This window comes from Streptomyces sp. NPDC004629 (assembly GCF_042873595.1).
Classification (GTDB): domain Bacteria; phylum Actinomycetota; class Actinomycetes; order Streptomycetales; family Streptomycetaceae; genus Streptomyces.
The window spans coordinates 16,673-40,076 of record NZ_JBIALO010000049.1 but is presented as its reverse complement, the minus strand read 5'-3'; the positions used below and the strand labels follow the sequence as shown (position 1 = coordinate 40,076).

Genomic DNA, 23,404 nt, shown 5'->3' with positions numbered 1-23,404 from the left:
GGCGCCAGGGGGCCAGCCACGGCGAAGCCTTCAACTCGTCGTCGATCCGGGCATAGAGTGCCGTTGCGAGGGTGTCCAGGTCTTTCGTCACACATCGACAGTGGGCGCCCTCGCGCCATGCCCGCAGGCGAACCCTTGGACTCATTCATCTAGGCCAGACCTAGGGCGGATCGCCGGGTTCAGCCCACCGTTTCGGCCGCCATCCGCAGCGCCTGGACCGCCGCCCGGATCGACGGGCGGCGATCGGCGTCGGCCCGCCAGACGACGTACACATGACGGCGCACCCGCTGGGTGAGCGGGACCATGACGACACCGGGCGGTACCGGGTGGCGGCCCAGCCGCGGGGCGATGCACACGCCCAGCCCGGAGGCGACAAGACCCAGTTGGGTGTGCGTCTCGGCGGCGCGGTGGCCGACGATCGGTTCGACGCCGCGCGAGCGCAGCGTGAAGATCAGCCACTCGTGACAGAACTCGCCCTCTCCCCAGGTGATCCACTCGTCGTCGGCGAACTCCCCGAGGTCCACCTCCGCGCGCTCCGCGTGCCGGTGGCCCGCGGGCATGGCGACATCGGCGGGATCGTCCAGCAGGGGCGCCTTCACCAGCCCGTCCGGGACCGGCATCGGCTTGTTGTACCAGTCCAGTACGACGGCGAGGTCGAGGTCGCCGCGCACCACCCCGGCGACGCCGCTTTCCGGTTCCAGCTCGCACGAGCGCACCCGCAGGGCCGGGTGCCGGGCGCGCAGGGCCGCGAGCGCGGTGGGGAACAGCCCGCGGGCGGCGGTCGGGAACGCGGAGAGCCGCAGTTCGCCGACGACCTGCCCGCGGTGCGCCTCCAGGTCGGACTGGGCCAGCTCCACCTGGGAGAGGATGCGTGCCGCGTGCTCGGAGAGCAGCCGGCCCGCGTCCGTGAGGCGCACGCCCCGCCCGTTCTTGGCGAGGAGCTGCTGCCCGACCTCCCGCTCCAGCTTGCCCAGTTGCTGCGAGACGGCGGAGGTGGTGACGTGCAGGGCCTCGGCCGCCCCGCTGACCGAGCCGTGCCGGGCGAGGGCGTCGAGGGTGCGCAGGCGCTCCAGGTTCAACATGTAAGCAATACTAAGAGGTATTAGGTGAGAATTTTCGATTGTGCTACGAGGTGGGCTCCAGCATCGTTGCGCCCATGAGCACCGCCACCCCCGCCCGGACCGGGGCCCGCCCCGCCGCCGCTGCCCGCACCCGCCTCGACTGGCGCCTCCGGTTCGGCGCACTGTCGCTGATCTGGGGCTTCAGCTTCCTGTTGATCAAGGTCGGCACGGAGGGCTACGCACCGTTCCAGGTCACGCTCGGCCGGCTGGTGTTCGGTGCGGCGGTGCTCGTCGCGGCGATGGCCGTGAAGCAGGAGCGGCTGCCGCGCGGCCCGCGCACCTGGCTCCATCTGACGGTCGCCGCGTTCCTGCTGAACGCCCTGCCGTTCTCCCTGTTCGCGTACGCGGAGCTGACGATCCCGTCCACGCTGGCCGGCGTCTGCAACGCCACCTCGCCCCTGTGGGGCATGGCCCTGTCCCTGGTCGCGCTGTCCGAGGACCGCCCGACGCGGCTGCGGGTCGCGGGGCTCGGCCTCGGCTTCCTCGGCGTCCTGACCGTCCTCGGCGCCTGGCAGGGCTTCCACGGGCTGGACGCCACGGGTACGGCGATGGCGCTGCTGGCGTCGCTCAGCTATCCCGTCGGCTGGATCTACGTCCGCCGCACGCTGGCCGGTACGGGCCGCTCGCACCTGTCGATGACCGGCGCGCAACTGCTGCTGGCCACGGTGCAACTGGCCGTCGTCACGCCCCTGTTCACGTCCTTCCCGAGCCGTTTCCCGCTCGTCCCGCTGCTCGCCGTCGCCGCCCTCGGTGCGCTCGGCACCGGGCTGGCCGTGCTGGTGCAGTACGGCCTGGTCGCCGAGGTCGGGCCCACCACGGCGCAGATGGTCACCTACTTCATCCCGGTCATCGCCACCGCCGCCGGCGTCGCGATCCTGAACGAGTCACTGACCTGGGCGACACCGGCGGGCGCGCTGATCGTCCTGGCGGGCGCCGCCCTCACCCAGGCACGCTGAGCGCTCCGCTGGGTGTGCCGCGCTGGGCCGTCGGCCGTCTGCGGCGCCGTTACGGCTGCTCGCGTAGCTCCTCGCGTCCCGTCCGGCGCGACCTGCCGTCAGTCAGCTACCGCACCGTCGTGGCTGGTCGCGCCCGCGCGGCGGAGCCGCATATCGACACAGCCCCGCGCCCCTTTCGGGGCGCTGGTGTCCCCGCAATGAACTTCGCCAGGGGCCTGCTCAGACGTAGCTTCGTGCGGGTCCGGGTGCCAGGGCTGTGGTGACGGCGTCCGCCAGCGGGACGGTTTCCTGCTCCGTGAGCGTGGAGACGGTGATGCGGATGGCGGGCGGGGCGGCGAGGCGGAACCGGGCGCCGGGGGCGACGGCCCAGCCGGCGTGCAGGAGCCGGGCGACCGCGCCGGTCTCGTCCGGTACGGGGATCCAGACGTTCATGCCGCTGCGCCCGTGGGCGCGGATCCCGCGTTCCGCGAGCGCGTCGACCAGCGGGTCCCGGCGGGCCCGGTAGGCCGCGGCCACCGCAGGTCCGTCCACCGCGCCGTCCGTCCACAGCCGGACCACGGCCCGCTGCACCAGCCGGCTGACCCAGCCCGGCCCCAGCCGCTGCCTGCCCCGCACCCGGTCGACCGTGACGGGGTCGCCGGTGAGGACGGCGAGGCGCAGATCGGGGCCGTACGCCTTGGCCACCGAGCGGACGAAGGCCCAGTGGTGCGTGCCGCCCGCAAGGGGGTGCAGCGGCAGATCGACGATGCCGTGGCCGTGGTCGTCCTCGATCAGCAGGGTGTGCGGGTGTGCGCGCAGCACGGATCGCAGGGCACGCGCGCGTGCGGCGCTCACCGAGGCGCCGGTGGGGTTCTGCGCGCGGTCCGTGACGATCAGCGCACGCGCGCCGGACTCCAGGGCGCGCCGCAGGCCGTCCACGAGCGGCCCGTCGTCGTCGACGTCCACGGGGACCGTGCGCAGCCCGAGCGCGGGCACCAGGTCCAGGGTGCGACCCCAGCCGGGGTCCTCGACGGCGACCGCGTCGCCCGGTTTGAGGTGCGCGACGAGCACCCGTTCCACGGCGTCCAGCGATCCGGACGCCACCGCGAGGGGCCCGTCGGGCACCCCGTCGGCGTCGAGTTCGGCCCGCGCGATCCGGGCCAGCTCCGGCTCCACCGGCTCGGCGCCGTACAGGACCGGCTCCCTGTCCCCCGCCGCCGCGACCGCCGCGAGGGCGGGCGCGAGCGGTGGCAGCAGCGCGGGGTCCGGGTTGCCGTCGGACAGGTCACGCACCCCGGGCGGCACGGCCACATCCAGGTGCGCACGGCCGGTCGTGGCCGGCTTGGGCCGGATCCGGCTGCCCCGGCGGCCGGCGGTCTCGATGACCCCGCGCTCCCGCAGGGTGCGGTAGGCGGCGGCCACGGTGTTCGGGTTGACGCCCAGCGTGGCCGCCAACTCCCTCATGGGCGGCAGCAGTCGGCCCGGCTCCAGGCGGCCGTCGCCCACCGCGCGCTCGACGCTCGCGGCAATCTCCGCTGCGCCACGGCCTTCGATCGGATACTCTCCTAGCACAAATCACATTATGCACTAGTGCAATGGAGGGCGCCATGCAGGGGCCTCAGCAGACACCGCCGCAGCCCGCCGCCTACACCCCGACCGACCGCACCGTCCCCACCCGCTCCGCGGACCGGGCGTCGTACGACCACGACGTGGTGCACGCGATACTCGACGAGGGCTACGTCTGCCACCTCGGCTTCGTCCGCGACGGCGCGCCCGTGGTGCTGCCGACGCTGTATGCCCGGGTCGGTGAGCGGCTGTACGTCCACGGCTCCACCGGATCGCGCCCGCTGCGGATGACGGGGCAGGCCGACCCCGGGCTCCCGGTGTGTCTGACGGTGACCCATGTCGACGGCCTGGTCCTGGCCCGGTCCGCCTTCCACCACTCCCTCAACTACCGCTCCGTCGTGGTGCACGGCACCGCCCACGAGGTCACGGACCCCGAGGAGCGGCGGCTGGCCCTGGACGCGCTGGTCGACCACGCCGTCCCGGGCCGCTCGGCCGACTCCCGGCCCGCCAACAAGAAGGAGCTGGCCGCCACCGCGGTGATCCGGCTGGACCTGGACGAGGTCTCCGCCAAGCTCCGCACCGGCGGCGTGAACGACGAGCCCGAGGACCTGGCCCTCCCGCACTGGGCGGGCGTCGTCCCGCTGCGCAAGGGCTACGACGCCCCGCTCCCCGACCCCGATCTCGCCCCCGGCGTCGAACTCCCCGGCTACCTCAAGTCCCTGTGATGCTGATCCACCCCTGGGACGCACCGCACGAGGACACGGAATGGCAGACCTGGCCGGCCGCGCACGACTTCGGCCGGCTCGCGGTCAACGGCCCACCCGGCGAGCCGCCCGCCGTCCAGCCCCTCCGCTTCGCCTACGACGCCGGCCGCGCCGAGGTCGTCGCCCACCTCGCCCGGCCGAACCCCCTGTGGGCCGCGCTCCAGGCCGACCCCCAGGTGCTGCTCAGCGTGGTCGACGACTACGTCTACGTTCCCGGCCCCTGGCAGCCCGCCCCCGGCACCCCGGCCGAGCACGGCGTCCCGACCAGCTTCTACGCGGCCGTCCAGCTCCGCTGCACGGCCCACGTGGTGGACGACCCCGCCGAGAAGGCCGACCTCCTGAACCGCCGGCTCGGCCACTTCCAGCCCGCGGGCGGCTCGGCACCCGCGACACCGGGCGGGCCGCCGTACGGCAGGATGCTGCCCGGCATCCGCGGGCTGCGCCTCGAAGTGACCGGCGTACGGGCCAAGTTCACATACGCGGGCCACAAGCCCGAGGAGGTCCAGGAGCGGATCGCCTCGGCGCCGGCACGGCGCCGCGGCCCGCGCGACAGCGCCGCCCGAGAACACCTCCTACGCCGACGCCACTCCTGAACCCCCGACCGCCCGCCGACGACACCCCGGACGCCGGCTGAACACCCCCGGACACCTGGAACCCCCCGGACACCCCGGGGAGACCGCCGGACACCGGGAACCCTGGACTTGCGGGGAACCCGCGGACACCTCGGGGAACCGGCCAGACGCCCCGGGACACCGCCGGACACCCGCGAACCCTGGACCTGCGGGAATCCCGCCGGACGCACCGAGGATCCGCCGGGCGCCCGAAGGATCCGCCGCACGCTCGCGGATCGGCCGGACGGCGCTGCGGTTCGCCCGCGGGGACCGGATCGCGGTCCGGTTCGCCGGCTCGAACCGTTCGCGGACCGGCCGGGTGTAGGAAGGAGTCGGCCGGAGGCAAGAGGTTGGCCGGGGGCGGGACGCCGGGCGGGGACAGGCGTGTTGGGGGCGGGCGGGTCAGACCGGCACCGGGCCGGCCGCCGTTCGGCGGGCGTTTCTCGCCTCCGCCGCCGCCAGGCCGCCGACCGAGGCCAGCATCAGGAGGGTGCCCGCGACCGTCGGCGCCGTCAGGTGCTCGCCGAGCAGCGTGACGGCGAGGACCGCCGCGCTCACCGGCTCCAGCAGCATGATCACCGAGACGGTCGCCGACCGTACGACGGCGGCGCCCGCGAAGTAGAGGGCGTAGGCGAGCGCGGTGGGGATCGCCGCGATGTAGACCACCAGCCACAGGACCCGCGCGGGATGCGCGGTGTGCGGGACCAGGCCGTCCGCCAGCGCGAACGGCAGCAGGCACGCACTGGTGACCGCGAACGCCCACACGGTCGTGCCGGAGGCGTCCGCGTCGCCGTGCCGGCCCCACCAGCGGGTGAGCAGCGTCATCGCGGAGTAGCCGCCCGCCGAGGTGAGCGCGAGCAGCACCCCCGAGGGGCGTACGGACGCGCCCGCGCTGCCGAGCGTGAGCACGGCAAGTCCGGCGAGTGCCCCCACGACGGCGGCGGTCCCGCCCCGGCCCAGCCGCTCGCCCAGCGCGAGCCGGGCACCGAGCGCGATCAGGACGGGTCCGGCGCCCAGCGTCACGACGGTCGCAACGGCGAGCCCGGTGGCGGAGACGGCCGCGAAGTAGGCGGTCTGGAAGACGGCGAGGCCGAGGCCGGTGGCGACCGCCTTCACGGCCTTGCGGCCGAGCGGTTCCGGGACGGCCGGACGCGGGGCGCCGCGGCGCAGCAGCCGGCCGGCGAGCAGCAGCGCGAGCCCGGCGGCGCAGCGCCAGAAGGACAGGGTGGTGGCGCCCATGTCACTGGCCCGGTAGACCAGGGAGGCGGCGGCTCCGGCGGTGCCCCAGGCGGCACCGGCGACGGTCAGATAGAGCAGGCCACGCCCGACGGGCAGCCCGAAGGCAGGGTTCGACACGAATCTTCTCCGCAGATGTGCAGAAGTACGGGAGGCGACCCGCTCAGGCGGGGCGCGCTGACTTCATCTACGGGCAACACCGTCCGGCCCGGCGGCGATGTGCCGGGCGTGGTTTCCGGAGGCCCGCCTCAGGCGGCCGGGGGCGGAAGGACAAGTGCGTTCGACGGCATGCCCAGCACCTTATGCGGCCCTCCCTCTGACGGACAACTCGCGTTCCGCGCCGCCGCCCGCCACCGGCTCGGCGGAGCCCCTGGCGGGCGTCGAGGACTGCGCGATGAAGGCGCCGGCCAGCACGATCACGCCGCCGGCCAGCTGCGGCGGCGACAGGTGCTCGCCGAGCAGCACCCAGGCGAGCACGGTCGCGACGACCGCTTCGAGGCAGGCCACGACCCCCGCGACCGGCGGGGAGAGCCGGCGCACGGACAGCACTCCCGTGATGTACGCGGCGACCGTGGCGACCAGGACGATCCAGGCGAGCAGCGCCACGGCCGGCACCGCGTCGCCGTGCATCCGCGCGGTCCCGGAGAGCACGGACCAGTCCATGGTCCAGGGACGGGCCAGGACGGTCAGCACGGCGGCGCCGACGAGCAGGCCGTACGCGATGACACCGAGCGGGTCCGGTGCCTCCGCGCCCGCGTCGCTGCCCTGGTCGGACAGGACGAAGTAGCCGACCTGGCAGCAGGCGGCGCCGAGGGCCAGCAGCAGTCCGAGGGCGTCGAAGCCCAGCCCCGACCACACCTCGACCACGCAGGCGAGACCGCCGGCCGCGAGGACCACGCCGAGCGCGGCGGCGCGGGTCACCGGCCGCCGTTGCACGAACCGCACCCAGCCGAGCACCAGGGCGGGGGCGAGGTACTCCACGAGCAGCGCGACGCCGACCGGGATGCGGGAGAGCGCGGCGAAATAACAGGCCTGCACGCCGGCCACGGCGAGCAGGCCGAAGCCGACGAGGAGTCCGGGGCGGCGGCGCAGCAGGGCGCGGTGGCGCACCGCGAGCGGCAGCATCACCAGGGCGGCACCGGCCACCCGCAGCCACACCACGTGCAGCGGATCGAGTCCCGCCTCGATCAGCGGCTTGGCCGCGACACCGGATCCCCCGAAGGCGAGCGCCGAACCGAGCGCGAGGCCCAGGCCGACGCCCTTCCCGTGGCTGCCCGGACTGCTCTCAGACGTAGGCATCGGCCCATGATGACAGGCGACGTCATGACCGTCACCCCCGTTGACACCTGTCTCACCGGCTGGACGGGGGTCGGACTCGGCTCGGCGGCCGGCCCCGCCTCAGAAAGCCTCGCCGTCCGCCGCGTACTCCCCCGCGCGACTGTCGATCCGCGTGAGCAGGCCGGACACGTCGATCCCGGCCCGGCCGAGCACCTCGACGGCCCGGGACTGCCGGTCGCCGACGACGGCCGCGAGCAGGTCGGTGCCGATGGCGCGGTCGGCGCCACGGAGGGCGGCGCGGGCCGCGGCGTACCGCATGGCGGCCGCGGCCAGCGGCGACCAGCCCGCCGTCTCGCGCGGGTCCGCACCCTTGGGCGCCGGCGCGCTCGGCTTCGGCTCCTTCGGCTGCGGCTCCTTGGACTGCGCACCGGCCGGTCCTGCATCGCGTACGACGGCGATCGGACCCGAGTCCTCCACGGAGTTCTGCCAGCGCAGGCCGTAACCGATGCTGCGCTGCACGAGATAGCCGAGCAGGCGGGCGATCTGCGGGGCGTCGCCGATGACGGCGCGCACGTCCGGATCGGACTCCAGCAGCGAGTGCAGCAGATGGGCGGTGTCGATCTGCCGGTCCCCGTCCCTGACGGCCCTCCGGCGGGCACCGGCGACCACCGCCGCCAGCTCGGCACTGAGTCCGGCATCGCCGCCCGCGCGGTCCGTGCCCTGGTCATGGGCGGACTGGCGGGGAATACGGGGTTGCACATCCCCTACCCCATCAGCCCCGCAGGCCGGAGTCATCCCCGAAGGGAAGCATTTCGGCGTCCCACACAAAGTGGACGCCGCGGGCCGCAATCTCCTCCTTACGGAGGAGATCAGGCCGTTTTCCCCGCGCCGGCGCGCGCTGCCTTGCCCCGCGCCCCGAAGGAAACCGCCGCGCGCCGGGGCACGTCCACACGAGCGTGGTGAGCGGGTCCTGGCTGGTGGCCCTGCCTGCGGTCGACGGCAGGCAGTACGTGTACCGGGTGTACGCCCCGGCGGACGCGCTGCCCGCCGATCTGTTCTGGGACGCGTGGCACTGCCATGACGAGAGCAGGCTCCCGCGCGCCCGGGACCGGTTCGACGCGGCGGTGATACGGCGGGTGGGCCGGCCGGGACCGCACCCGCACATTTCCTGACGGTTCATCAGTATTGAATGTTCGGGACCCTGCGGCTACGTTCCGCGACACCGTAGCCCGACACGAAGGGGTGGTCGCATGGCCGAAGTCAGCGCGGAGGCACGCATCCAGGCACCGGCCGAGAAGGTATGGGCCCGGCTCACGGACTGGTCGGCGTACGGAGAGTGGAACGCGACCCACACCAGCTTCCCCGAGGGCGGCCCCGAGACCCTGGCGGTGGGCGGGACCTTCCAGGAGAACATGAAGCTGATGGGCTTCCCGGCGGAGGTCGAGTGGACCATCGAGGAGCTGGAGCCGGCCCGGGTGCTCGCGATCCGCGGAAATGGGCCGATGGCGGTGACCGTCGCCACCCGCTACACGCTCACGCCCGAGGGCGAGGCCACGACGGTCCGGATCGACGGCGAGTTCACCGGTGCCGCCGTCTCACTGATGGCGGGCAAGCTCAAGGACTCGGCGACCGCAGCCCTGAACGAGTCGCTGCGCAAGCTGGACGGACTGGTGACCTGAGCCGGCCGCGCGCATGCGAAAGCGCCCCGCGGATCGCTCCACGGGGCGCCCTCCGATCGCACGCGCCGCTCCTTTCGGCCGCAGCCTGCGGCTTTCCGGCCGGGGCGCACGGGCCGCGACCTTCCGGCCCGCGGGCATCAGTCCTCGTCGGCGAGGATCAGGTACAGCTTCTTGCGGGACTCGTTGATGACGGCCAGCGCCTTCTCGCGCTGCTCCTTCGAGCCCGTCCGCCAGACCTGGCCGAATGCCTCCATCAGGCCGAAGCCGGCCTGGCGGATCTCGCCGAGCGCCTCCCAGTCGACCCCGCGCGAGGCCTCCTCCCAGGGGGCGTCGGCCCCCTCGTCGGCCGCGGCACGGCCGCTCTCGGTGAGGGAGAACAGCTTCTTGCCGCCCTCGCTCTCACTGGTGATCAGCCCTTCGTCCTCCAGCAACTGGAGGGTGGGGTAGACCGAGCCGGGGCTGGGCTTCCACGCCCCGCCGCTGCGCTCGGCGATCTCCTGGATCATCTCGTAGCCGTGCATCGGCCGGCCCTTGAGCAGGGCCAGGATCGAGGCCCGTACGTCACCGCGCCGTGCCCTGCCGCGCGGTCCGCCGCGGCCTCGCGGCCCCCAGGGCCCGGGTCCGAAGCCGGGTCCGCCGTGTCCGCCGTGCCCGAAGCCGGGTCCGCCGGGGCCGAACGGCCCGAAGGCGGCCCGACGCCCGTCAGAACCGCCCCGGTCGTACCGGTGGGGGCCGTCCTGTCGATGTCCACGCTCGAATCCGTGGGTACGCATCGCCATCACTCCATTCATCGTTGATCAGTCGCGATGCCTCAACGATATATCGCAAACACTCGAACGACAACCCCGCCGGGGTGAGTCGTCCCACGGGACGGGAAGCGGGGACCGGGACCGGGTCACTGGAACCGGGGACGGGGACCGCGATCGGGCCAGGGCTCGCGGATTGGCCTTGGTGCGTCCCGGGCCGGCACCTCTAGCGTCGTCGGCATGCGCATCCGAATCGTCGACGCCTTCACCGACCGCCCCTTCGCCGGCAACCCCGCAGGGGTCCTGCTCCTCGACGCCTTCCCCGAGGACGACCGGCTCCAGGACATCGCCATGGAGGTCAACCATGCCGAAACGGCGTTCGCGCACCGCCTGCCCGAGGGCGGCTCCGCGGACTGGGCCCTGCGGTGGTTCACGCCGGTCACGGAGGTGGCGATGTGCGGGCACGCCACGCTCGCCACCGCCCACGTCCTGCACACCACCGGCGCGCACGAGGGGCCGGTGCGCTTCGCCACCCGCAGCGGTGTGCTCATCGCGGCCCCCGGCGCGGACGGCTCGATCACCCTGGACTTCCCGACCGCCCCGCTCACCCCCGTCGAGGTCCCGGCCGGCGTCGCCGAAGCCCTGGGCGCCGAGCCGGTCGCCGCGTTCGACACCGGCCCGCAGGTCGGCGATCTGCTGCTGGAACTCGCCGACGAAAAGACCGTCCTCGACCTCGCGCCCGACCACAAGGCGCTCGCCGCCTACTCGGCGCGCGGCATCATCGCCACGGCGCGCGCCGCGCACCCGGACCGCGGCCATGACTTCGTCTCCCGGTGCTTCTTCCCGAACGTCGGCATCGACGAGGACCCGGTCACCGGCAGCGCGCACACGGCCCTCGCGCCCCACTGGTCGGCGCGCCTTCGCCGCTCCGCGCTCACCGGCCTGCAGGCCTCCGCGCGCTCCGGCGTCGTCCGCACCGTGCTGCGTGGCGAGCGCACGCTGCTCACCGGCCGCGCGGTCACCGTCATCGACGGAGAACTGCTCGCCTGAGACCCGCCCTGGGGGCGTACGAGCCGGCCGTACGCCCCCACGCCAACCGGTTCACGCCGTCGGCAGCCACCCCACCTTGCCAGCGAGCAGCGCGTAGCCCACGAACGCGCCGATGTCGAGCAGGGAATGCGCGACCACCAGCGGACCGACCCGGCCCCAGCGCCGGTACAGATGGACGAAGACGACGCCCATGACCAGGTTGCCGATGAAGCCACCGATGCCCTGGTACAGGTGGTAGGAGCCGCGCAGCACCGAACTCGCCGCCAGCGCGGCGCCCGGGCCCCAGCCCGACTGGCCGAGCCTGCGCAGCAGATAGCCGACGACGATCACCTCTTCGAGGATCGCGTTCTGCAGCGCGGACAGGATCAGCACGGGGTACTTCCACCACACGTCGGGCAGGGCCTCGGGCACCACCGTGAGGTTGAACCCGAGTCCGCGGGCGGCCAGGTAGAAGGCGATCCCGGCGCTGCCGATCACGGCCGCGACACCGGCTCCGCGGCCCAGGTCGGGCCAGGGCCGGGTGCGGTCGAAGCCGAGGGTGCGCAGGCTCTTCCCCTCGCGCATCAGAAGGTGCGCGACCAGCGCGACGGGGACGAGCGCCGTCGCGATGCCGAACAGCTGCCAGGCGAGATCCAGCCAGGGCCGGCCCGGCGCGGCCGAGGCGTTGAGGGTCGCGGCCTGGTCCTTGAGGCCGCCCGGTTTCGTGACCGATCCGATGAAGCTGATCAGAGCGGACACCCCGCTCGCGCCGAGCGAAAGGGCCAGAACGAGCAGCGTCTCGTCCCGGAGCGTCCGTCGCGAGGGCCGCTCCCGCGGCTCAGAACCGGCCACCGGGTCCGCCTCCACCTGCACACCTGCCTCCAGTTGACTGATCCCGCCCCATGCTCGTCCTCGCCCCGCTAGGGTCTCGAAAGAAGTTACGAAGGACGCGCGCGACAGGCCGCCCGAGGGACGGATGCCGCACGGGGGCGTACCTCCCTGTGGCGTGCCGTGCGGCCGGATTCCGCCGCGCGGCTCACCAGGGAGGGGCACCACCGCCATGGGACGTCACAGCTTGCCCGATCGGTCCCGGGCGGGCGCGGCCGACCCCCGTCCCCGCGCCCGTCGCCGCAGCGTCGCCATCGCGACGGTGCTCGTCCTGACCGTCGCGGCCGGCACGGCGGCGGCCGTGCGCGGCGGGCTGCTCTCGTTCGGCCCCTCCTGCCAGGACGACCCGGTACGGCTGACGCTGGCCGCCGCCCCGGACCTGGCCCCGGCGCTGCGGGCGGCGGCCGAGCGGGCGCGCGAGGAGGACGTCACCTCCGACGGCCGCTGCATCGCCCTCACGGTGAGCGCGCAGGATTCCTCCGATGTCGCGGACACGCTGCGCAGGGGCGGCAAGCCCGACGCGCAGGTGTGGGTGCCCGACTCGGAGGTGTGGGTCGAGCGGGTCGCAGCGGACGCCAGGGCGACGCAGGTCAACCAGCTGGGCCGGGTCGCCGCCACCCCGGTGGGGGTGGCGATGCTGCCGGCCGCCGCCCGTTCGCTGGGCTGGCCGAAAAAGACGTACACCTGGACCGAACTGGCGGGCGCCGCCCTGCAGAGCGACTCCCTGCGGCTCGGCGCGGCCGATCCGGCGCGCAGCGCGACCGGGCTGCTCGCGCTCACCCGGCTGGGCGCCGCCGCGGCCGGGACGAAGAACGGGCAGACCCAGGCGGCGGCCATGATGAAGGCGCTCGCGCAACGCGTCTCCGCCACCGACGAACAGCTGCTGCGCACGCTCCCGAGTGACGCCTCCGGCACCGCGCAGGACGACCCCGAGCGCAACGCGGCGCTGATCCTCAGCGAACAGGCCGCGTTCGCCCACAACGCGACGGCCGACCCCGGCCGGCGGCTCGACCTCTTCTATCCCACGGACGGGTCCCCGTCGCTCGACCATCCCTACGCGCTGGTCGACGAGGCGGAACTGACCACGGACGAGAGCCGGGCCGCGGTCCGGTTCATGACGTATCTGCGGCAGCCCGCACAGCACCGGCTGCTGGAGAAGTACGGCTTCCGCACGGACGACGACGCCGTCTCCCGAACGCTGGTCGACCGGGCCGGGGGCAGCACCCCGCAGCCGTACGCGGAGCCGTCGGCCGAACCGCCGACCGGCACGGCCCTCCAACAGGCGCTGGGCACGTGGACGATCACGGTGCAGAGCGCCCGGATCACCACGGTCGTGGACGCCTCCGCGTCGATGGCGGAGCCGGTGCCCGGTACGGCCCGCACGCGCATGGACGTCACCCGGTCGGCGCTGCTCCAGGCCCTCGACACCTTCACGGCCGAGGACGAGATCAGGCTATGGGAGTTCGCCACCCGGCTGGACGGCGACACGGACTACCGCGTCCTGGTGCCGACCGAGCGGCTCGGCGACGGCAAGGGCGACGGCACACAACGGGCCCGGCTGTCGGCGGCGTTCGGCGGCCTCGAACCGGTGCCGGGCGGCGCCACGGGCCTGTACGACACGACGCTGGCCGCGTACCGGGCGGCGACGGCGTCGTACGCGAAGGGCAGGTTCAATGCGCTGGTGGTGCTGACGGACGGGGTGAACGAGGATCCGGGCAGCATCTCCCGCTCCGCGCTCGTCGCCGAACTGGAGAAGCTCAGCGACCCCGAGCGGCCCGTCCCGCTGGTCGTCATCGCCGTGGGCCCCGAGGCGTCCCGGGACGAGGCCGCGCGGCTGGCCGAGGCCACCGGCGGCATCGCCGAGATGGTCGACGATCCCGCTCAGATCCATGCGGTGATCCTGAAGGCGATCGTGGCGGCGGGCGCGGCGGGCGCGGGCCGCACCGCGGGCTGAACCCGCGACCGGCGGCGCGGGCAGCCGCCGCACCGCCGCATACCGGTGTCCGTGCGGTCAGCCGAGGGGTGCCGGCTGCGGCAGCCCCACCGGCCAGGCGTGGACGGGCTCGCCGAGGTGCATCAGCTGGGCGTAGCGGCGGGTGGTTGCGGCCAGCGCCGCGTCCCGGGACAGCCCCTGTTCCAGGGCCTGGTGGAAGGTCGCCGCCTGCCAGGCCGCGCCGTTGACCCGGCGTCGGCAGCGCTCCTCGATGACGCCCAGATACAGGTCGCGGTCGGCGGGCTCGACGCCCCACGCGTCCAGCCCGGCCGCGGCCAGCGGCAGCAGTTCGTCGCGTACGAGGGTGACCGCGTCGACCTCGCCGATGCCGCCGTAGCGGCCACGCCGCGGCCACACGAAGCGGGCGTCGATGCCGTACCGGCAGGCGGCGTGGAAGTTGGCCTCGGCCGTGGCGAAGGGCATCCGGGTCCACACGGGCCGCTGCTCCTCGGCGAGGGCGCGCACGAGACCGTAGTAGAAGGCGGCGTTGGCGATGACGTCGGTGATGGTCGGCCCCGCGGGCAGCACGCGGTTCTCCACCCGCAGGTGCGATACGCCGTCCGCGATGCCGTAGACCGGGCGGTTCCAGCGGTACACCGTGCCGTTGTGCAGGACGAGTTCGGCGAGCCGGGGCACGTCTCCGGCGTCGAGCACCTTCAGCGGGTCCTCGTCGTCGCACATCGGCAGCAGTGCCGGGAAGAACCGCAGGTTCTCCTCGAACAGGTCGTACGCCGAGGAGATCCAGCGCTCGCCGAACCAGGTGCGCGGGCGCACCCCCTGGGCCTGGAGTTCGGGCGGGCGGGTGTCCGTGGACTGCTGGAACAGCGGCGGCCGGGACTCGCGCCACAGCTCGTGGCCGAAGAGGAAGGGGGAGTTGGCGCCGACCGCGATCTGGGCCGCGCAGGCCGCCTGCGCCGCGTTCCACACGTCGGCGAAGCGTGCCGGGGTGACCTGGAGGTGCAGTTGGACGGAGGTGCAGGCCGCCTCGGGCGCGATCGACTTCGAGGTGCAGGTGAGGTGCTCCACGCCCGCGATGTCCAGCACGAACTCCTCGCCGCGCGCGGCCACGATCTGGTCGTTGAGCAGCGTGTAGCGATCGGCCTCGGAGAGGTTGGAGGAGACCAGGTCGTCGCGGTCGAGGGTGGGCAGAATACCGATCATCACGATCCCGGCGTCCACCTCCTGAGCCTTGCGATCGGCGTAGGCGAGTGCGGTACGAAGTTCCTCCGCGAGCCGGTCGAATACCCGGCCGCCCAAGCGGTGTGGAGCTATGTTGACTTCCAGGTTGAACATGGCGAGTTCTGTTTGGAAATCGCGGCTCGCGATGCGCTCCAGTACTTGTCCATTCAGCATTCTGGGCATGCCGTCCGGGCCGGCGAGATTCAATTCGATCTCCACGCCCATGAGGTTCTTCGGGCGGTCGAACCGCTTCTCGGCCAGCAGGCGCTCCAGTCCCGTGAGACACCTCACGAGCTTGTCGCGGTGGCGCCGGCGCTCGGACAGGTCGAACGACCCCGCCACGACCTTCTCCCCCATCGAAGCGTCCCTCCTCGGATGGGCGGGCCGAGCCTCCGGCCGCCGGTGGTACCGGTCAGGTTGGATGATGCCCAGCCGAAGCGATCGATAACGTCCCGCGCGACCCCCGCGACCGCTACGCTGTCGGAATGTGTCCTGTGGCACATTCACCAGGCATGAAGTCGTCCGCGTCTTCGGGTGCCCCGTCGATCTCGTGAAAAACACCGACGGCATTCGGCCGACCGCCCGGGGAGCGTATTCCGAGGTCAGCGGGCCGGATCGGATGTTGAATCGGCATGAATACCGCGAATCGGCGACCGAATAGCGCCTTGCACTATTCACCGGCGAGGGTTAGCTGAAACAGCGGCTGAACATTTGTCGTATAAACTCCGCACCAAGGCAGACGGTTGGCACCCACGGTCCTGATTCCTGCCGTCAAGGTGACGTGCGGCAGGCCTCGCCCGCACCTCGCTCACCGACCCGGGTCCCACCCTCACTGCCGCATCGAGCTGACAGCGCCGTCCGCCCACGCCCTCGCGCCACCGCGCCTGTCGAACGAGAGAGGCGACCCACCATGCCGCTGCAAGTCCCCCCTGCTCCCACGCCCGCACTGCGCTCCGTCCTCATGGCCCTCGGTTCCCCCACCGCGGTCCGCGAGGCCCCGACCCCCTCCCTGCGCAACGCGGAGGGACCCGTCACCGCCGAACTCCCGCTGCCCGTCCATGTGCTGGACCGGATCACGGCACAGTCCGGGGCCGTCACCCGGCTGACCGGCTGGCGGTTCATGATCCGCTGTGGCGGTCGCTCGGTGGCCGCGGCCGAGACCGTGCTGACCGCGGACGGCTGGGCGTTCTCCCGTTTCTTCGAGGGTCCCTACCTCGCCTCCACCGAACGCGCCCTGCACCAGGCCGAGACGCTGACCCAGCCCTACCAGCCGCGTCTGCTGTCCGTACCGGGCCTGTACATGCTCGCACTGTGGCTGCACGGCAACCACGCGGCGGACGGCGCCGAGGACCATCCGGCCGCCACCGACCTGCTGGTGCCGCTGGCCCCCGCGCCGCCCGGCATCGCGGCCCACACCCCGCACCGGGTGGCCGAGTTGCTGCCGGTCCTGACCCACCGGGTGACGCCCGTGCCCCTGCTCGGCTCGCCCGCCTGAACCGCCCCGCACCCCTGCCGTACCCCGTCTCCGGCACCCGGAGGCGGGGTAGTCCCCTTGCGTGCACGGCGTCGCGGGGCGGGCGCGAGTCCGACGACCCCGGCCTTCGCTCCCCTCGTCGCGAACCATCCGAAGCGGCCCCCAAGTTGAGCTGAACCATACGCGTGCGCGATGCGTCATCACCCTGTGAAGAAGCGGTGCTGTGAAATCCCTGCGGATCGACGCCCAGACGGCAACACTGGATTCCGACCGACTCATCACCACGGGGGACCAACATGACCACGACACAGCGAGAGATCCCACCCATGTGCCAGCACCAGCCACCGTGTCCGACCGCCGAATCCGCCGACCGGGAGTCCGCCCGTCTCGTGGCGCACCACCCGGAGCAGGGCTGGAGCCTGCTGTGCAACGGCGTTCTGCTCTTCGAGGACACCGGTGAGATCCTGCCCGACGGCCAGATCATCGCCCCGCACCGCCCGCTGGGCGCCCACCGGGTGATGACCGCCGCCTGACGTACCACCCGGGCGGTGCGCCGCCACGCCCGGTGACATGAGGAGCCGGCTCGCACACACCGGTGCGCACCGGCCCCGACGCGTGTCCGTGACCGCGGCGGGTCAGACGACGGGCCGGAACTCGACGGGCGGCATCCGTCCAGCGACCGTCGTGATGGCGGATGGTGGGCGCGTAGCTGCCGCCGACGGTCCTGGGCGAGGCTGCCGCCCTTGCTGACACAGCCCATCGGAAAGTGCTGCGCCGGGCCGCCGGACCGGCAGGAGTGTCACGCATGCGGCGCCGCGTTCGCGGCGATCGCCGATGGAGAGCTGTGATGAAGACCCCCGCGAAGCAACCAAGGCTCACCGCCAAGATCGACGACCGGATCCCCGCCCACCGCGACAGCGCCGTCGACGGCCTGCGCACGTCGGCGCTCCTGGCTGTCCCGACCGGCCACGGGCTGCTCGGCGGCTTCACCCTCGGCACGGCGGCGGCCTGCGCGACGACGGCCCGTCGGCCACGTTCGGCGCGCCGACCGCCAGGACCGGTGGCGCCACGAGAGACACGGTGACGCGGGGCTGGCGGCGGTGGTCCGCCGTACGGCGCAGCGCACGGCCGTGGGCGGCCTGCCGGGCGGACGCCGGTGCGACCCGGCTTTCTTAACGCAAGATTGACGCCCTCCGGCCCTTCGGCCCACAGGCCCGCACGTCACTGTCTGCTTACGCTGGATCCGCCGCCGCAATGATGGCCGAAAACAGGGCTGAGCCGCACGTCAGGAGCACCCCCCGATGGCCACGATCGAGCACCCGCCCACCGGTCGGCTGCGCGCCTGGATGCTGGAGGGCCTGGCCGACATGGGCAGGAAGGGCGGCCTGACGGGACCCCACGCCGAGCCGGAGCCGGCCCACCGGGGGCAGCGCTGGTGGCGGGTGATGTGCCTGACCGGTGTGGACTACTTCTCGACCCTCGGCTACCAGCCGGGCATCGCCGCCCTGGCGGCCGGTCTGCTCTCCCCCCTCGCCACGATCGTGCTGGTGATCGTCACCCTGGCGGGCGCCCTGCCGGTCTACCGGCGCGTGGCCGAGGAGAGCCCGCACGGCCAGGGCTCGATCGCGATGCTGGAACGGCTGCTGTCCTTCTGGAAGGGCAAGCTGTTCGTCCTGACCCTGCTGGGCTTCGCGGCCACCGACTTCCTGATCACCATCACCCTGTCGGCCGCCGACGCCTCCACCCACCTGATCGAGAACCCGCATCTGAACAGCGCGCTGCACGGCCGGCAGATGCTGATCACCCTGCTGCTCGTGGCCCTGCTCGGCGCGGTCTTCCTCAAGGGCTTCCTGGAGGCGATCGGCGTCGCCGTCGCGCTGGTCGGCGTCTACCTCACGCTGAACCTCGTCGTCGTGATCACCGGCCTGTGGCACACCGTCACCGCGAGCCATGTCGTCACCGACTGGACCAGCGCCCTGACCACCGAGCACGGCAATGTCTTCGTCATGATCGGGCTGGCCCTGATCGTCTTCCCGAAACTCGCGCTCGGCCTGTCCGGCTTCGAGACCGGCGTCGCCGTCATGCCGCACGTCCGGGGCGACCAGGCCGACACCGAGGAACGTCCCACCGGCCGGATCAGGGACACCAGGAAGCTGCTGACCACCGCGGCCGTGATCATGAGCTGCTTCCTGATCGCCACCAGCCTCATCACCACGCTGCTCATCCCCGCGCACGAGTTCAAGCCCGGTGGCCGGGCCAACGGCCGCGCGCTGGCGTACCTCGCGCACGAGTACCTCGGCAACACCTTCGGCACGGTCTACGACATCGCGACCATCGCGATCCTGTGGTTCGCGGGCGCCTCCGCGATGGCGGGCCTGCTCAATCTGATGCCGCGCTATCTGCCCCGCTACGGCATGGCCCCGCACTGGGCGCGCGCCGTGCGCCCGATGGTCATCGTCTTCACCCTCATCGCCTTCCTGGTGACCTGGATCTTCGATGCCAACGTCGACGCACAGGGCGGCGCCTACGCCACCGGCGTGCTGGTGCTGATCAGTTCCGCGGCGATCGCGGTGACCATCGCCTCGCGCAAGGCCGGGCAGCGCCGTTGGACGGTCGTGTTCGGGGTCATCGCGACGGTGTTCCTGTACACGACGGTCGCCAACGTCATCGAGCGTCCCGACGGCGTGAAGATCGGCGCATGCTTCATCGCCGGCATCATCCTGGTCTCGTTGCTGTCCCGGCTGGCCCGGGCCTTCGAGCTGCGCGTGACCGGTGTGACGCTGGATGACATGGCGGAACGGTTCGTCAGGGACATGGCCAGCCGGAAGATTCGCTTCATCGCCAACGAGCCCGACCGGCGCGACAAGGCCGAGTACCGCGACAAGATCGAGCAGATCCGCCAGGACAACGACCTCCCCGAGCAGGAGGACTTCGTCTTCGTCGAGGTGACCGTCACCGACCCGTCCGAGTTCGAGGCGGGCCTGACGGTGCACGGCGAGGTCCTGCACAACCGCTACCGTGTCATGACCCTGGAATCCGCCTCCATCCCCAACGCCCTCGCCGCGCTCCTCCTGCACGTCCGGGACAGCACCGGATGCACCCCGCACATCTACTTCGAGTGGACCGAGGGCAACCCGTTCGCCAACTTCCTGCGCTTCTTCCTGTTCGGCCAGGGCGAGGTCGCCCCGGTCACCCGCGAGGTGCTGCGCGAGGCGGAGCCGAACCGCGGCCGGCGTCCGCGGGTCCACACGGGCTGACGGGAACCCCCACGCCAAGGGACCGTAAGGAAAGGGCGAGACGGCATCAGAGCCATGTCAGCACGGCGTGTGGCGGCCATCCAAGTGGCCTAGCCTCGGTGGTATGGAGCGCGACGCGGCACCCATCCCGGCCGGCGACCGCCACTGGCGCGGCAGCGCCCGGCTGGCGGTGGTCTACGCGCTCGTCTTCGGCACCCTGGCGACGCTGACCGACTGGGAGGCGGGCACGTTCACCCCGGGGCGCGCGGCCCTGTGGCTCGGGCTCGCCACCGCCATCGGGCTGCTTCTGATGCCGCCGCGCGTCGCCGCGGGCCGCGGCTGGCTCTCGGTGCGCGGACCGCTGTGCCGACGGGCGGTCCGCACGGACGCGATGGTGGGCGTCCGCCAGTACGACGGCGTCTCCTCGCACCTGGTGTTCCGGGACATCGACGGCCGGCGCCTAGAACTCGACCCCCGGGTGCTCGCCGCCAACCCGTTCCTGTGGCACGAGGTCGACACGGGACTGCGCCACTCGCTGCAGAGCGGCACCCTGTGCCAGGGCGTGGAGGTGCTGCGCAGACTGGAACGGGCCATCGACGACGAAGGGGCCCGGGCCGTGCTGAAGGAATCCGGGATGTCCTGACGCCGCCGCGCCGGACCCGCCGCCACCCGCCCCAACTGCGCCGTTCCCGGCCCGTGGCCCTATCGTGACCGGCATGCAGTCCTACACGATCGGCCAGGCGGCGCGGCTGCTCGGCGTGAGCCCGGACACCGCACGCCGCTGGGCCGACGCGGGCCGGATGGCGACCCACCGCGACGAGGCCGGACGGCGGCTCATCGACGGCAGGGACCTGGCGGCGTTCTCGGTCGAGCTGGCCAGGGCGGGCGGGGGCGACGAGGACACGTCGTACACCTCGGTGCGCAACGCCTTCCCGGGGATCGTCACCGCGATCAAGCTCGGCGACGTCGCGGCCCAGGTCGAGATCCAGGCGGGGCCGCACCGGCTGGTCTCGCTGCTGACCCGGGAGGCCGTGGAGGAACTGGGCCTGGAGGTCGGCATGGAGGCCACCGCCCGCGTGAAGTCGACAAACGTGCACATCGACCGCGTATAAGAGCAACCCCCACCCGGCTCAACCGGCCGAGGTCTGCGTGGCGCACCGGTAGCGTCCGTCCACGCGTATCCCGTTGATACCGCTGATGTGCCGCGCCCCGCACCGGTCCTGAGGGAGCACCAGCTGGGGCCCGTGCCGGTCGAGCGGGGCGTCGTCGATGCTGACGGCGAGCAGCACGGGCGCATGGGCGAAGTCGGGGTCGATCTCGGCCCAGGACAGCAGCGCGCGGTGCCCGTCCCTGCCGTCGACGGCGATGAGGAAGCGCAGTCGGTCCTTGCGCCGCACGGGATCGAAGCCGGGCCCCGCGTCGGACAGGACGTCGTACAGCAGCGGACCGGCGAACCGGTGGTGCTGCGTTCCGCTGGTGGCGCACTCGAAGGCGACCCGTACCCGGTGCTGCGGCCAGGCGAGCAGATCGGGCACCGTGAGGCGGGCCGGCCGGGTCAGGTCGCCGGTCAGGGCGAGTTCGGCGAGCGTCACGTGCGACCACCTCCCGGATGACGGTACCCGCGGCACGAACCCCCCCAAACGCACATGCCTGGCTTGATCCAAGGTTCTCCCCGCTCATGCGATGCATCCGAGGGCCTTCGCCTCGCAGATGCGGCTGTATCATCTCATCGCGGCACGGCCCGGTGCGGCCGTGGCGGAGCGCGACAGCTTGTCCGAGGCTCGAAGGAGTAGAACCGTGATGACCCGTTCCGAGCGCCGGTCCCGGCGGATGCTGCAGGTGGCCGGCGCGACAGCCGCCGCCCTGATGGCGCTGAGCGCCTGCTCCTCCGCGGACGACTCGTCGTCCACGGAGGACTCCGCGTCCGGCTCGTCCTCGGCCGCGCCGAAGCTGTCCGGCACGGTGACCGTGTTCGCCGCGGCCTCGCTTCAGGAGAGCTTCACCGAACTGGGCGCCACGTTCGAGAAGCAGCACCCGGGCACCGAGGTCACCTTCAACTTCGGCGGCAGCGACACCCTCGCGGCGAGCATCACGGGCGGCGCGCCGGCCGATGTCTTCGCCGCCGCCAGCCCGAAGACGATGGCGATCGTGACCGACAAGGGCGACGCGGCCGGAACCCCGGTCACCTTCGTCCGCAACCAGTTGGAGATCGCCACCCTGCCGGGCAACCCCGACCAGGTCTCCTCCCTGAAGGACCTCACCAAGTCCGGTCTGAAGGTCGTCCTGTGCGACAAGACCGTGCCGTGCGGCGCCGCCGCCCAGAAGGCCCTGGAGGCCGGCAAGCTCAAGCTCACCCCGGTCTCCTACGAACAGGACGTCAAGAGCGCCCTGACGAAGGTGGAACTGAAGGAGGCCGACGCGGCGGTCGTCTACAAGACCGATGTGAAGGCCGCGGGTGACAAGGTGGAGGGCGTGGACTTCCCCGAGTCGGCCGAGGCCGTCAACGACTATCCGATCGCCCTGCTCAAGAACGCGCCCAACGCCGAGGCGGCCGACGCGTTCATCGCGCTCGTACGCTCCGCCGAGGGCCGGCGGGTGCTGGGCGAGGCCGGGTTCCTCACGCCGTGACCCGGCTCGACGCGTCCGGCGCCGCGCCCCGCACCTCGAAGGGCGGACCGCGCCGCCGGGACGCCCGCGCACCGGGCCGGCGCGGCGTGCCGCTGCCGCTCCTGCTGCCCGGCGTCGTCGCCCTGGCGTTTCTGCTGTTGCCCCTGCTCGCCCTGCTCGTCCGGGCCCCGTGGGGCAGTCTGCCGGAGCTGCTGAGCAGCACCGAGGTGTGGCAGGCGCTCCAACTGTCGCTGATCACGGCGACCGCGGCGACCGGGGTGAGCCTGATCCTGGGCGTGCCGCTGGCCTGGCTGCTGGCCCGCACCGACTTCCCCGGCCGCGGTGTCGTACGCGCCCTGGTCACCCTGCCCCTCGTCCTTCCCCCGGTGGTCGGCGGTGTGGCCCTGCTCCTCGCCCTCGGCCGCAACGGAGTCGTCGGGCAGTGGCTGGACTCCTGGTTCGGCATCACGCTGCCGTTCACCACGACGGGCGTCGTGATCGCCGAGGCGTTCGTCGCGATGCCGTTCCTCGTCATCAGCGTCGAGGGCACGCTGCGCGCCGCCGACCCGCGCTTCGAGGAGGCGGCCACCACCCTGGGCGCCTCCCGGTTCACCGCGTTCCGCCGGGTCACGCTGCCGCTGATCGCCCCGGGCATCGCGGCGGGCGCGGTCCTGGCCTGGGCCCGCGCGCTCGGCGAGTTCGGCGCGACCATCACGTTCGCCGGCAACTTCCCCGGCCGCACCCAGACCATGCCCCTCGCGGTCTATCTGGCCCTCCAGAACGACCCCGAGGCGGCCATCGCGCTCAGCCTGGTGCTGCTCGCGGTCTCGATCGCGGTACTGGCAGGGCTGCGGGACCGCTGGCTGACCACGCCGTGACGCCCCCTTCCCCCGTCGTCCACGCGCGCGCCGCGGCCGTACCGGCGTGCCGAAGATCGCGGGCGCGATCCCGGAGCGGTCCCACGGCGTACGGCCGTACGATCGCCGGTACGAACAGCCGCATCCGCACCGTCCACGCCCCGGCCCACCGCCTCCCCGCCGCACGGCACCGCCCACGGGACGA

Annotated in this window: 24 protein-coding genes; 15 read left to right on the top strand and 9 right to left on the bottom strand. The window is 72.9% G+C overall.

Translation table 11 applies throughout. The features are described 5' to 3' along the window. Nucleotides 1–179 precede the first annotated feature (179 nt). Complete coding sequence (locus tag ACFYTE_RS39875; protein WP_388721760.1) at nt 180–1,082, bottom strand: LysR family transcriptional regulator; 903 nt, start codon at nt 1,080–1,082, stop codon at nt 180–182. Nucleotides 1,083–1,156: 74 nt separating this feature from the next. On the opposite strand from ACFYTE_RS39875, the gene ACFYTE_RS39870 reads away from it, so the two are divergent. Beyond that, nucleotides 1,157–2,077, top strand: a complete 921-nt coding sequence (locus ACFYTE_RS39870; RefSeq protein ID WP_388721758.1) for a DMT family transporter — start codon at nt 1,157–1,159, stop codon at nt 2,075–2,077. 219 nt (nt 2,078–2,296) lie between these two features. Here ACFYTE_RS39870 and ACFYTE_RS39865 read toward each other — a convergent pair whose 3' ends face one another. Continuing rightward, nucleotides 2,297–3,628, bottom strand: a complete 1,332-nt coding sequence (locus tag ACFYTE_RS39865) for an aminotransferase class I/II-fold pyridoxal phosphate-dependent enzyme (RefSeq protein ID WP_388721756.1) — start codon at nt 3,626–3,628, stop codon at nt 2,297–2,299. 35 nt (nt 3,629–3,663) lie between these two features. Between ACFYTE_RS39865 and ACFYTE_RS39860 the strand changes: the two genes are divergently transcribed. Then, nucleotides 3,664–4,347, top strand: coding sequence for a pyridoxamine 5'-phosphate oxidase family protein (locus tag ACFYTE_RS39860; RefSeq protein WP_388721754.1), 684 nt, complete (start codon nt 3,664–3,666; stop codon nt 4,345–4,347). Continuing rightward, nucleotides 4,347–4,979 carry an FMN-binding negative transcriptional regulator gene (locus ACFYTE_RS39855; protein ID WP_388721752.1) on the top strand — a complete coding sequence of 211 codons (633 nt, stop codon included), beginning with the start codon at nt 4,347–4,349 and terminating at the stop codon, nt 4,977–4,979. The genes ACFYTE_RS39860 and ACFYTE_RS39855 overlap by 1 nt, the downstream gene beginning before the upstream one ends. Nucleotides 4,980–5,399: 420 nt before the next feature. Here ACFYTE_RS39855 and ACFYTE_RS39850 read toward each other — a convergent pair whose 3' ends face one another. The 3 genes from ACFYTE_RS39850 to ACFYTE_RS39840 form a co-directional block, all read right to left on the bottom strand. Beyond that, complete coding sequence (locus ACFYTE_RS39850; RefSeq protein WP_388721750.1) at nt 5,400–6,353, bottom strand: DMT family transporter; 954 nt, start codon at nt 6,351–6,353, stop codon at nt 5,400–5,402. Nucleotides 6,354–6,533: 180 nt separating this feature from the next. Beyond that, the gene (locus tag ACFYTE_RS39845; protein ID WP_388721748.1) at nt 6,534–7,532 is read right to left on the bottom strand and encodes a DMT family transporter; all 999 of its coding nucleotides are present in this window, start codon (nt 7,530–7,532) and stop codon (nt 6,534–6,536) included. Nucleotides 7,533–7,631: 99 nt separating this feature from the next. Continuing rightward, complete coding sequence (locus tag ACFYTE_RS39840; protein ID WP_388721746.1) at nt 7,632–8,270, bottom strand: Clp protease N-terminal domain-containing protein; 639 nt, start codon at nt 8,268–8,270, stop codon at nt 7,632–7,634. Between the two features lie 218 nt (nt 8,271–8,488). Between ACFYTE_RS39840 and ACFYTE_RS39835 the strand changes: the two genes are divergently transcribed. Beyond that, the gene (locus tag ACFYTE_RS39835; protein WP_388721766.1) at nt 8,489–8,683 is read left to right on the top strand and encodes a hypothetical protein; all 195 of its coding nucleotides are present in this window, start codon (nt 8,489–8,491) and stop codon (nt 8,681–8,683) included. A 78-nt stretch (nt 8,684–8,761) separates the two neighbouring features. Continuing rightward, a complete protein-coding gene (locus ACFYTE_RS39830; RefSeq protein WP_388721744.1) occupies nt 8,762–9,190 on the top strand; it encodes an SRPBCC family protein in 429 nt (142 codons plus the stop codon). Nucleotides 9,191–9,327: 137 nt separating this feature from the next. On the opposite strand, the gene ACFYTE_RS39825 is transcribed toward ACFYTE_RS39830, so the two are convergent. Continuing rightward, a complete protein-coding gene (locus ACFYTE_RS39825; RefSeq protein WP_388721742.1) occupies nt 9,328–9,963 on the bottom strand; it encodes a PadR family transcriptional regulator in 636 nt (211 codons plus the stop codon). 213 nt (nt 9,964–10,176) lie between these two features. Between ACFYTE_RS39825 and ACFYTE_RS39820 the strand changes: the two genes are divergently transcribed. Continuing rightward, complete coding sequence (locus ACFYTE_RS39820; RefSeq protein ID WP_388721740.1) at nt 10,177–10,986, top strand: PhzF family phenazine biosynthesis protein; 810 nt, start codon at nt 10,177–10,179, stop codon at nt 10,984–10,986. A gap of 51 nt (nt 10,987–11,037) precedes the next feature. Here ACFYTE_RS39820 and ACFYTE_RS39815 read toward each other — a convergent pair whose 3' ends face one another. Next, nucleotides 11,038–11,838: a CPBP family intramembrane glutamic endopeptidase gene (locus ACFYTE_RS39815; RefSeq protein ID WP_388721738.1), complete on the bottom strand. Its 801-nt coding sequence runs from the start codon at nt 11,836–11,838 to the stop codon at nt 11,038–11,040. 187 nt (nt 11,839–12,025) lie between these two features. On the opposite strand from ACFYTE_RS39815, the gene ACFYTE_RS39810 reads away from it, so the two are divergent. Then, nucleotides 12,026–13,807, top strand: coding sequence for a substrate-binding and VWA domain-containing protein (locus tag ACFYTE_RS39810; protein WP_388721736.1), 1,782 nt, complete (start codon nt 12,026–12,028; stop codon nt 13,805–13,807). Between the two features lie 57 nt (nt 13,808–13,864). On the opposite strand, the gene ACFYTE_RS39805 is transcribed toward ACFYTE_RS39810, so the two are convergent. After that, a complete protein-coding gene (locus ACFYTE_RS39805) occupies nt 13,865–15,382 on the bottom strand; it encodes a glutamate--cysteine ligase (protein WP_388721734.1) in 1,518 nt (505 codons plus the stop codon). A gap of 553 nt (nt 15,383–15,935) precedes the next feature. Here ACFYTE_RS39805 and ACFYTE_RS39800 point away from each other — a divergent pair. The 6 genes from ACFYTE_RS39800 (at nt 15,936) to ACFYTE_RS39775 (ending at nt 20,847) form a co-directional block, all read left to right on the top strand. Then, the gene (locus tag ACFYTE_RS39800; protein ID WP_388721733.1) at nt 15,936–16,520 is read left to right on the top strand and encodes a hypothetical protein; all 585 of its coding nucleotides are present in this window, start codon (nt 15,936–15,938) and stop codon (nt 16,518–16,520) included. 305 nt (nt 16,521–16,825) lie between these two features. Beyond that, nucleotides 16,826–17,032 carry a DUF5999 family protein gene (locus tag ACFYTE_RS39795; protein WP_388721764.1) on the top strand — a complete coding sequence of 69 codons (207 nt, stop codon included), beginning with the start codon at nt 16,826–16,828 and terminating at the stop codon, nt 17,030–17,032. 314 nt (nt 17,033–17,346) lie between these two features. Continuing rightward, the gene (locus tag ACFYTE_RS39790; RefSeq protein WP_388721732.1) at nt 17,347–17,583 is read left to right on the top strand and encodes a hypothetical protein; all 237 of its coding nucleotides are present in this window, start codon (nt 17,347–17,349) and stop codon (nt 17,581–17,583) included. 217 nt (nt 17,584–17,800) lie between these two features. Next, nucleotides 17,801–19,756 (top strand): amino acid transporter, encoded by a 1,956-nt coding sequence (locus tag ACFYTE_RS39785; RefSeq protein WP_388721731.1) that lies wholly within the window; start codon nt 17,801–17,803, stop codon nt 19,754–19,756. 103 nt (nt 19,757–19,859) lie between these two features. After that, entirely contained in the window at nt 19,860–20,378 is a 519-nt protein-coding gene (locus ACFYTE_RS39780; protein WP_388721730.1) for a hypothetical protein, read from the top strand. A gap of 73 nt (nt 20,379–20,451) precedes the next feature. Next, on the top strand, nt 20,452–20,847 hold the full coding sequence (locus ACFYTE_RS39775) for a molybdopterin-binding protein (protein ID WP_388721729.1): 396 nt from the start codon (nt 20,452–20,454) through the stop codon (nt 20,845–20,847). Nucleotides 20,848–20,865: 18 nt separating this feature from the next. On the opposite strand, the gene ACFYTE_RS39770 is transcribed toward ACFYTE_RS39775, so the two are convergent. Continuing rightward, nucleotides 20,866–21,327 (bottom strand): molybdopterin-dependent oxidoreductase, encoded by a 462-nt coding sequence (locus ACFYTE_RS39770; protein WP_388721728.1) that lies wholly within the window; start codon nt 21,325–21,327, stop codon nt 20,866–20,868. 208 nt (nt 21,328–21,535) lie between these two features. On the opposite strand from ACFYTE_RS39770, the gene modA reads away from it, so the two are divergent. Then, complete coding sequence (gene modA, locus ACFYTE_RS39765; RefSeq protein ID WP_388721727.1) at nt 21,536–22,363, top strand: molybdate ABC transporter substrate-binding protein; 828 nt, start codon at nt 21,536–21,538, stop codon at nt 22,361–22,363. Then, nucleotides 22,360–23,220: a molybdate ABC transporter permease subunit gene (gene modB, locus ACFYTE_RS39760; protein WP_388721725.1), complete on the top strand. Its 861-nt coding sequence runs from the start codon at nt 22,360–22,362 to the stop codon at nt 23,218–23,220. The genes modA and modB overlap by 4 nt, the downstream gene beginning before the upstream one ends. Nucleotides 23,221–23,404: the final 184 nt, after the last annotated feature.

Bases quoted from the DNA above. Each gene is read 5' to 3' on its own strand.
- ACFYTE_RS39875 (WP_388721760.1), bottom strand. From the start codon at position 1,082: ATGTTGAACCTGGAGCGCCTGCGCACCCTCGACGCCCTCGCCCGGCAC.
- ACFYTE_RS39870 (WP_388721758.1), top strand. From the start codon at position 1,157: ATGAGCACCGCCACCCCCGCCCGGACCGGGGCCCGCCCCGCCGCCGCT.
- ACFYTE_RS39860 (WP_388721754.1), top strand. From the start codon at position 3,664: ATGCAGGGGCCTCAGCAGACACCGCCGCAGCCCGCCGCCTACACCCCG.
- ACFYTE_RS39855 (WP_388721752.1), top strand. From the start codon at position 4,347: ATGCTGATCCACCCCTGGGACGCACCGCACGAGGACACGGAATGGCAG.
- ACFYTE_RS39845 (WP_388721748.1), bottom strand. From the start codon at position 7,532: ATGCCTACGTCTGAGAGCAGTCCGGGCAGCCACGGGAAGGGCGTCGGC.
- ACFYTE_RS39830 (WP_388721744.1), top strand. From the start codon at position 8,762: ATGGCCGAAGTCAGCGCGGAGGCACGCATCCAGGCACCGGCCGAGAAG.
- ACFYTE_RS39825 (WP_388721742.1), bottom strand. From the start codon at position 9,963: ATGCGTACCCACGGATTCGAGCGTGGACATCGACAGGACGGCCCCCAC.
- ACFYTE_RS39820 (WP_388721740.1), top strand. From the start codon at position 10,177: ATGCGCATCCGAATCGTCGACGCCTTCACCGACCGCCCCTTCGCCGGC.
- ACFYTE_RS39810 (WP_388721736.1), top strand. From the start codon at position 12,026: ATGGGACGTCACAGCTTGCCCGATCGGTCCCGGGCGGGCGCGGCCGAC.
- ACFYTE_RS39805 (WP_388721734.1), bottom strand. From the start codon at position 15,382: ATGGGGGAGAAGGTCGTGGCGGGGTCGTTCGACCTGTCCGAGCGCCGG.
- ACFYTE_RS39800 (WP_388721733.1), top strand. From the start codon at position 15,936: ATGCCGCTGCAAGTCCCCCCTGCTCCCACGCCCGCACTGCGCTCCGTC.
- ACFYTE_RS39795 (WP_388721764.1), top strand. From the start codon at position 16,826: ATGTGCCAGCACCAGCCACCGTGTCCGACCGCCGAATCCGCCGACCGG.
- ACFYTE_RS39790 (WP_388721732.1), top strand. From the start codon at position 17,347: ATGAAGACCCCCGCGAAGCAACCAAGGCTCACCGCCAAGATCGACGAC.
- ACFYTE_RS39785 (WP_388721731.1), top strand. From the start codon at position 17,801: ATGGCCACGATCGAGCACCCGCCCACCGGTCGGCTGCGCGCCTGGATG.
- ACFYTE_RS39780 (WP_388721730.1), top strand. From the start codon at position 19,860: ATGGAGCGCGACGCGGCACCCATCCCGGCCGGCGACCGCCACTGGCGC.
- ACFYTE_RS39775 (WP_388721729.1), top strand. From the start codon at position 20,452: ATGCAGTCCTACACGATCGGCCAGGCGGCGCGGCTGCTCGGCGTGAGC.
- modA (WP_388721727.1), top strand. From the start codon at position 21,536: ATGACCCGTTCCGAGCGCCGGTCCCGGCGGATGCTGCAGGTGGCCGGC.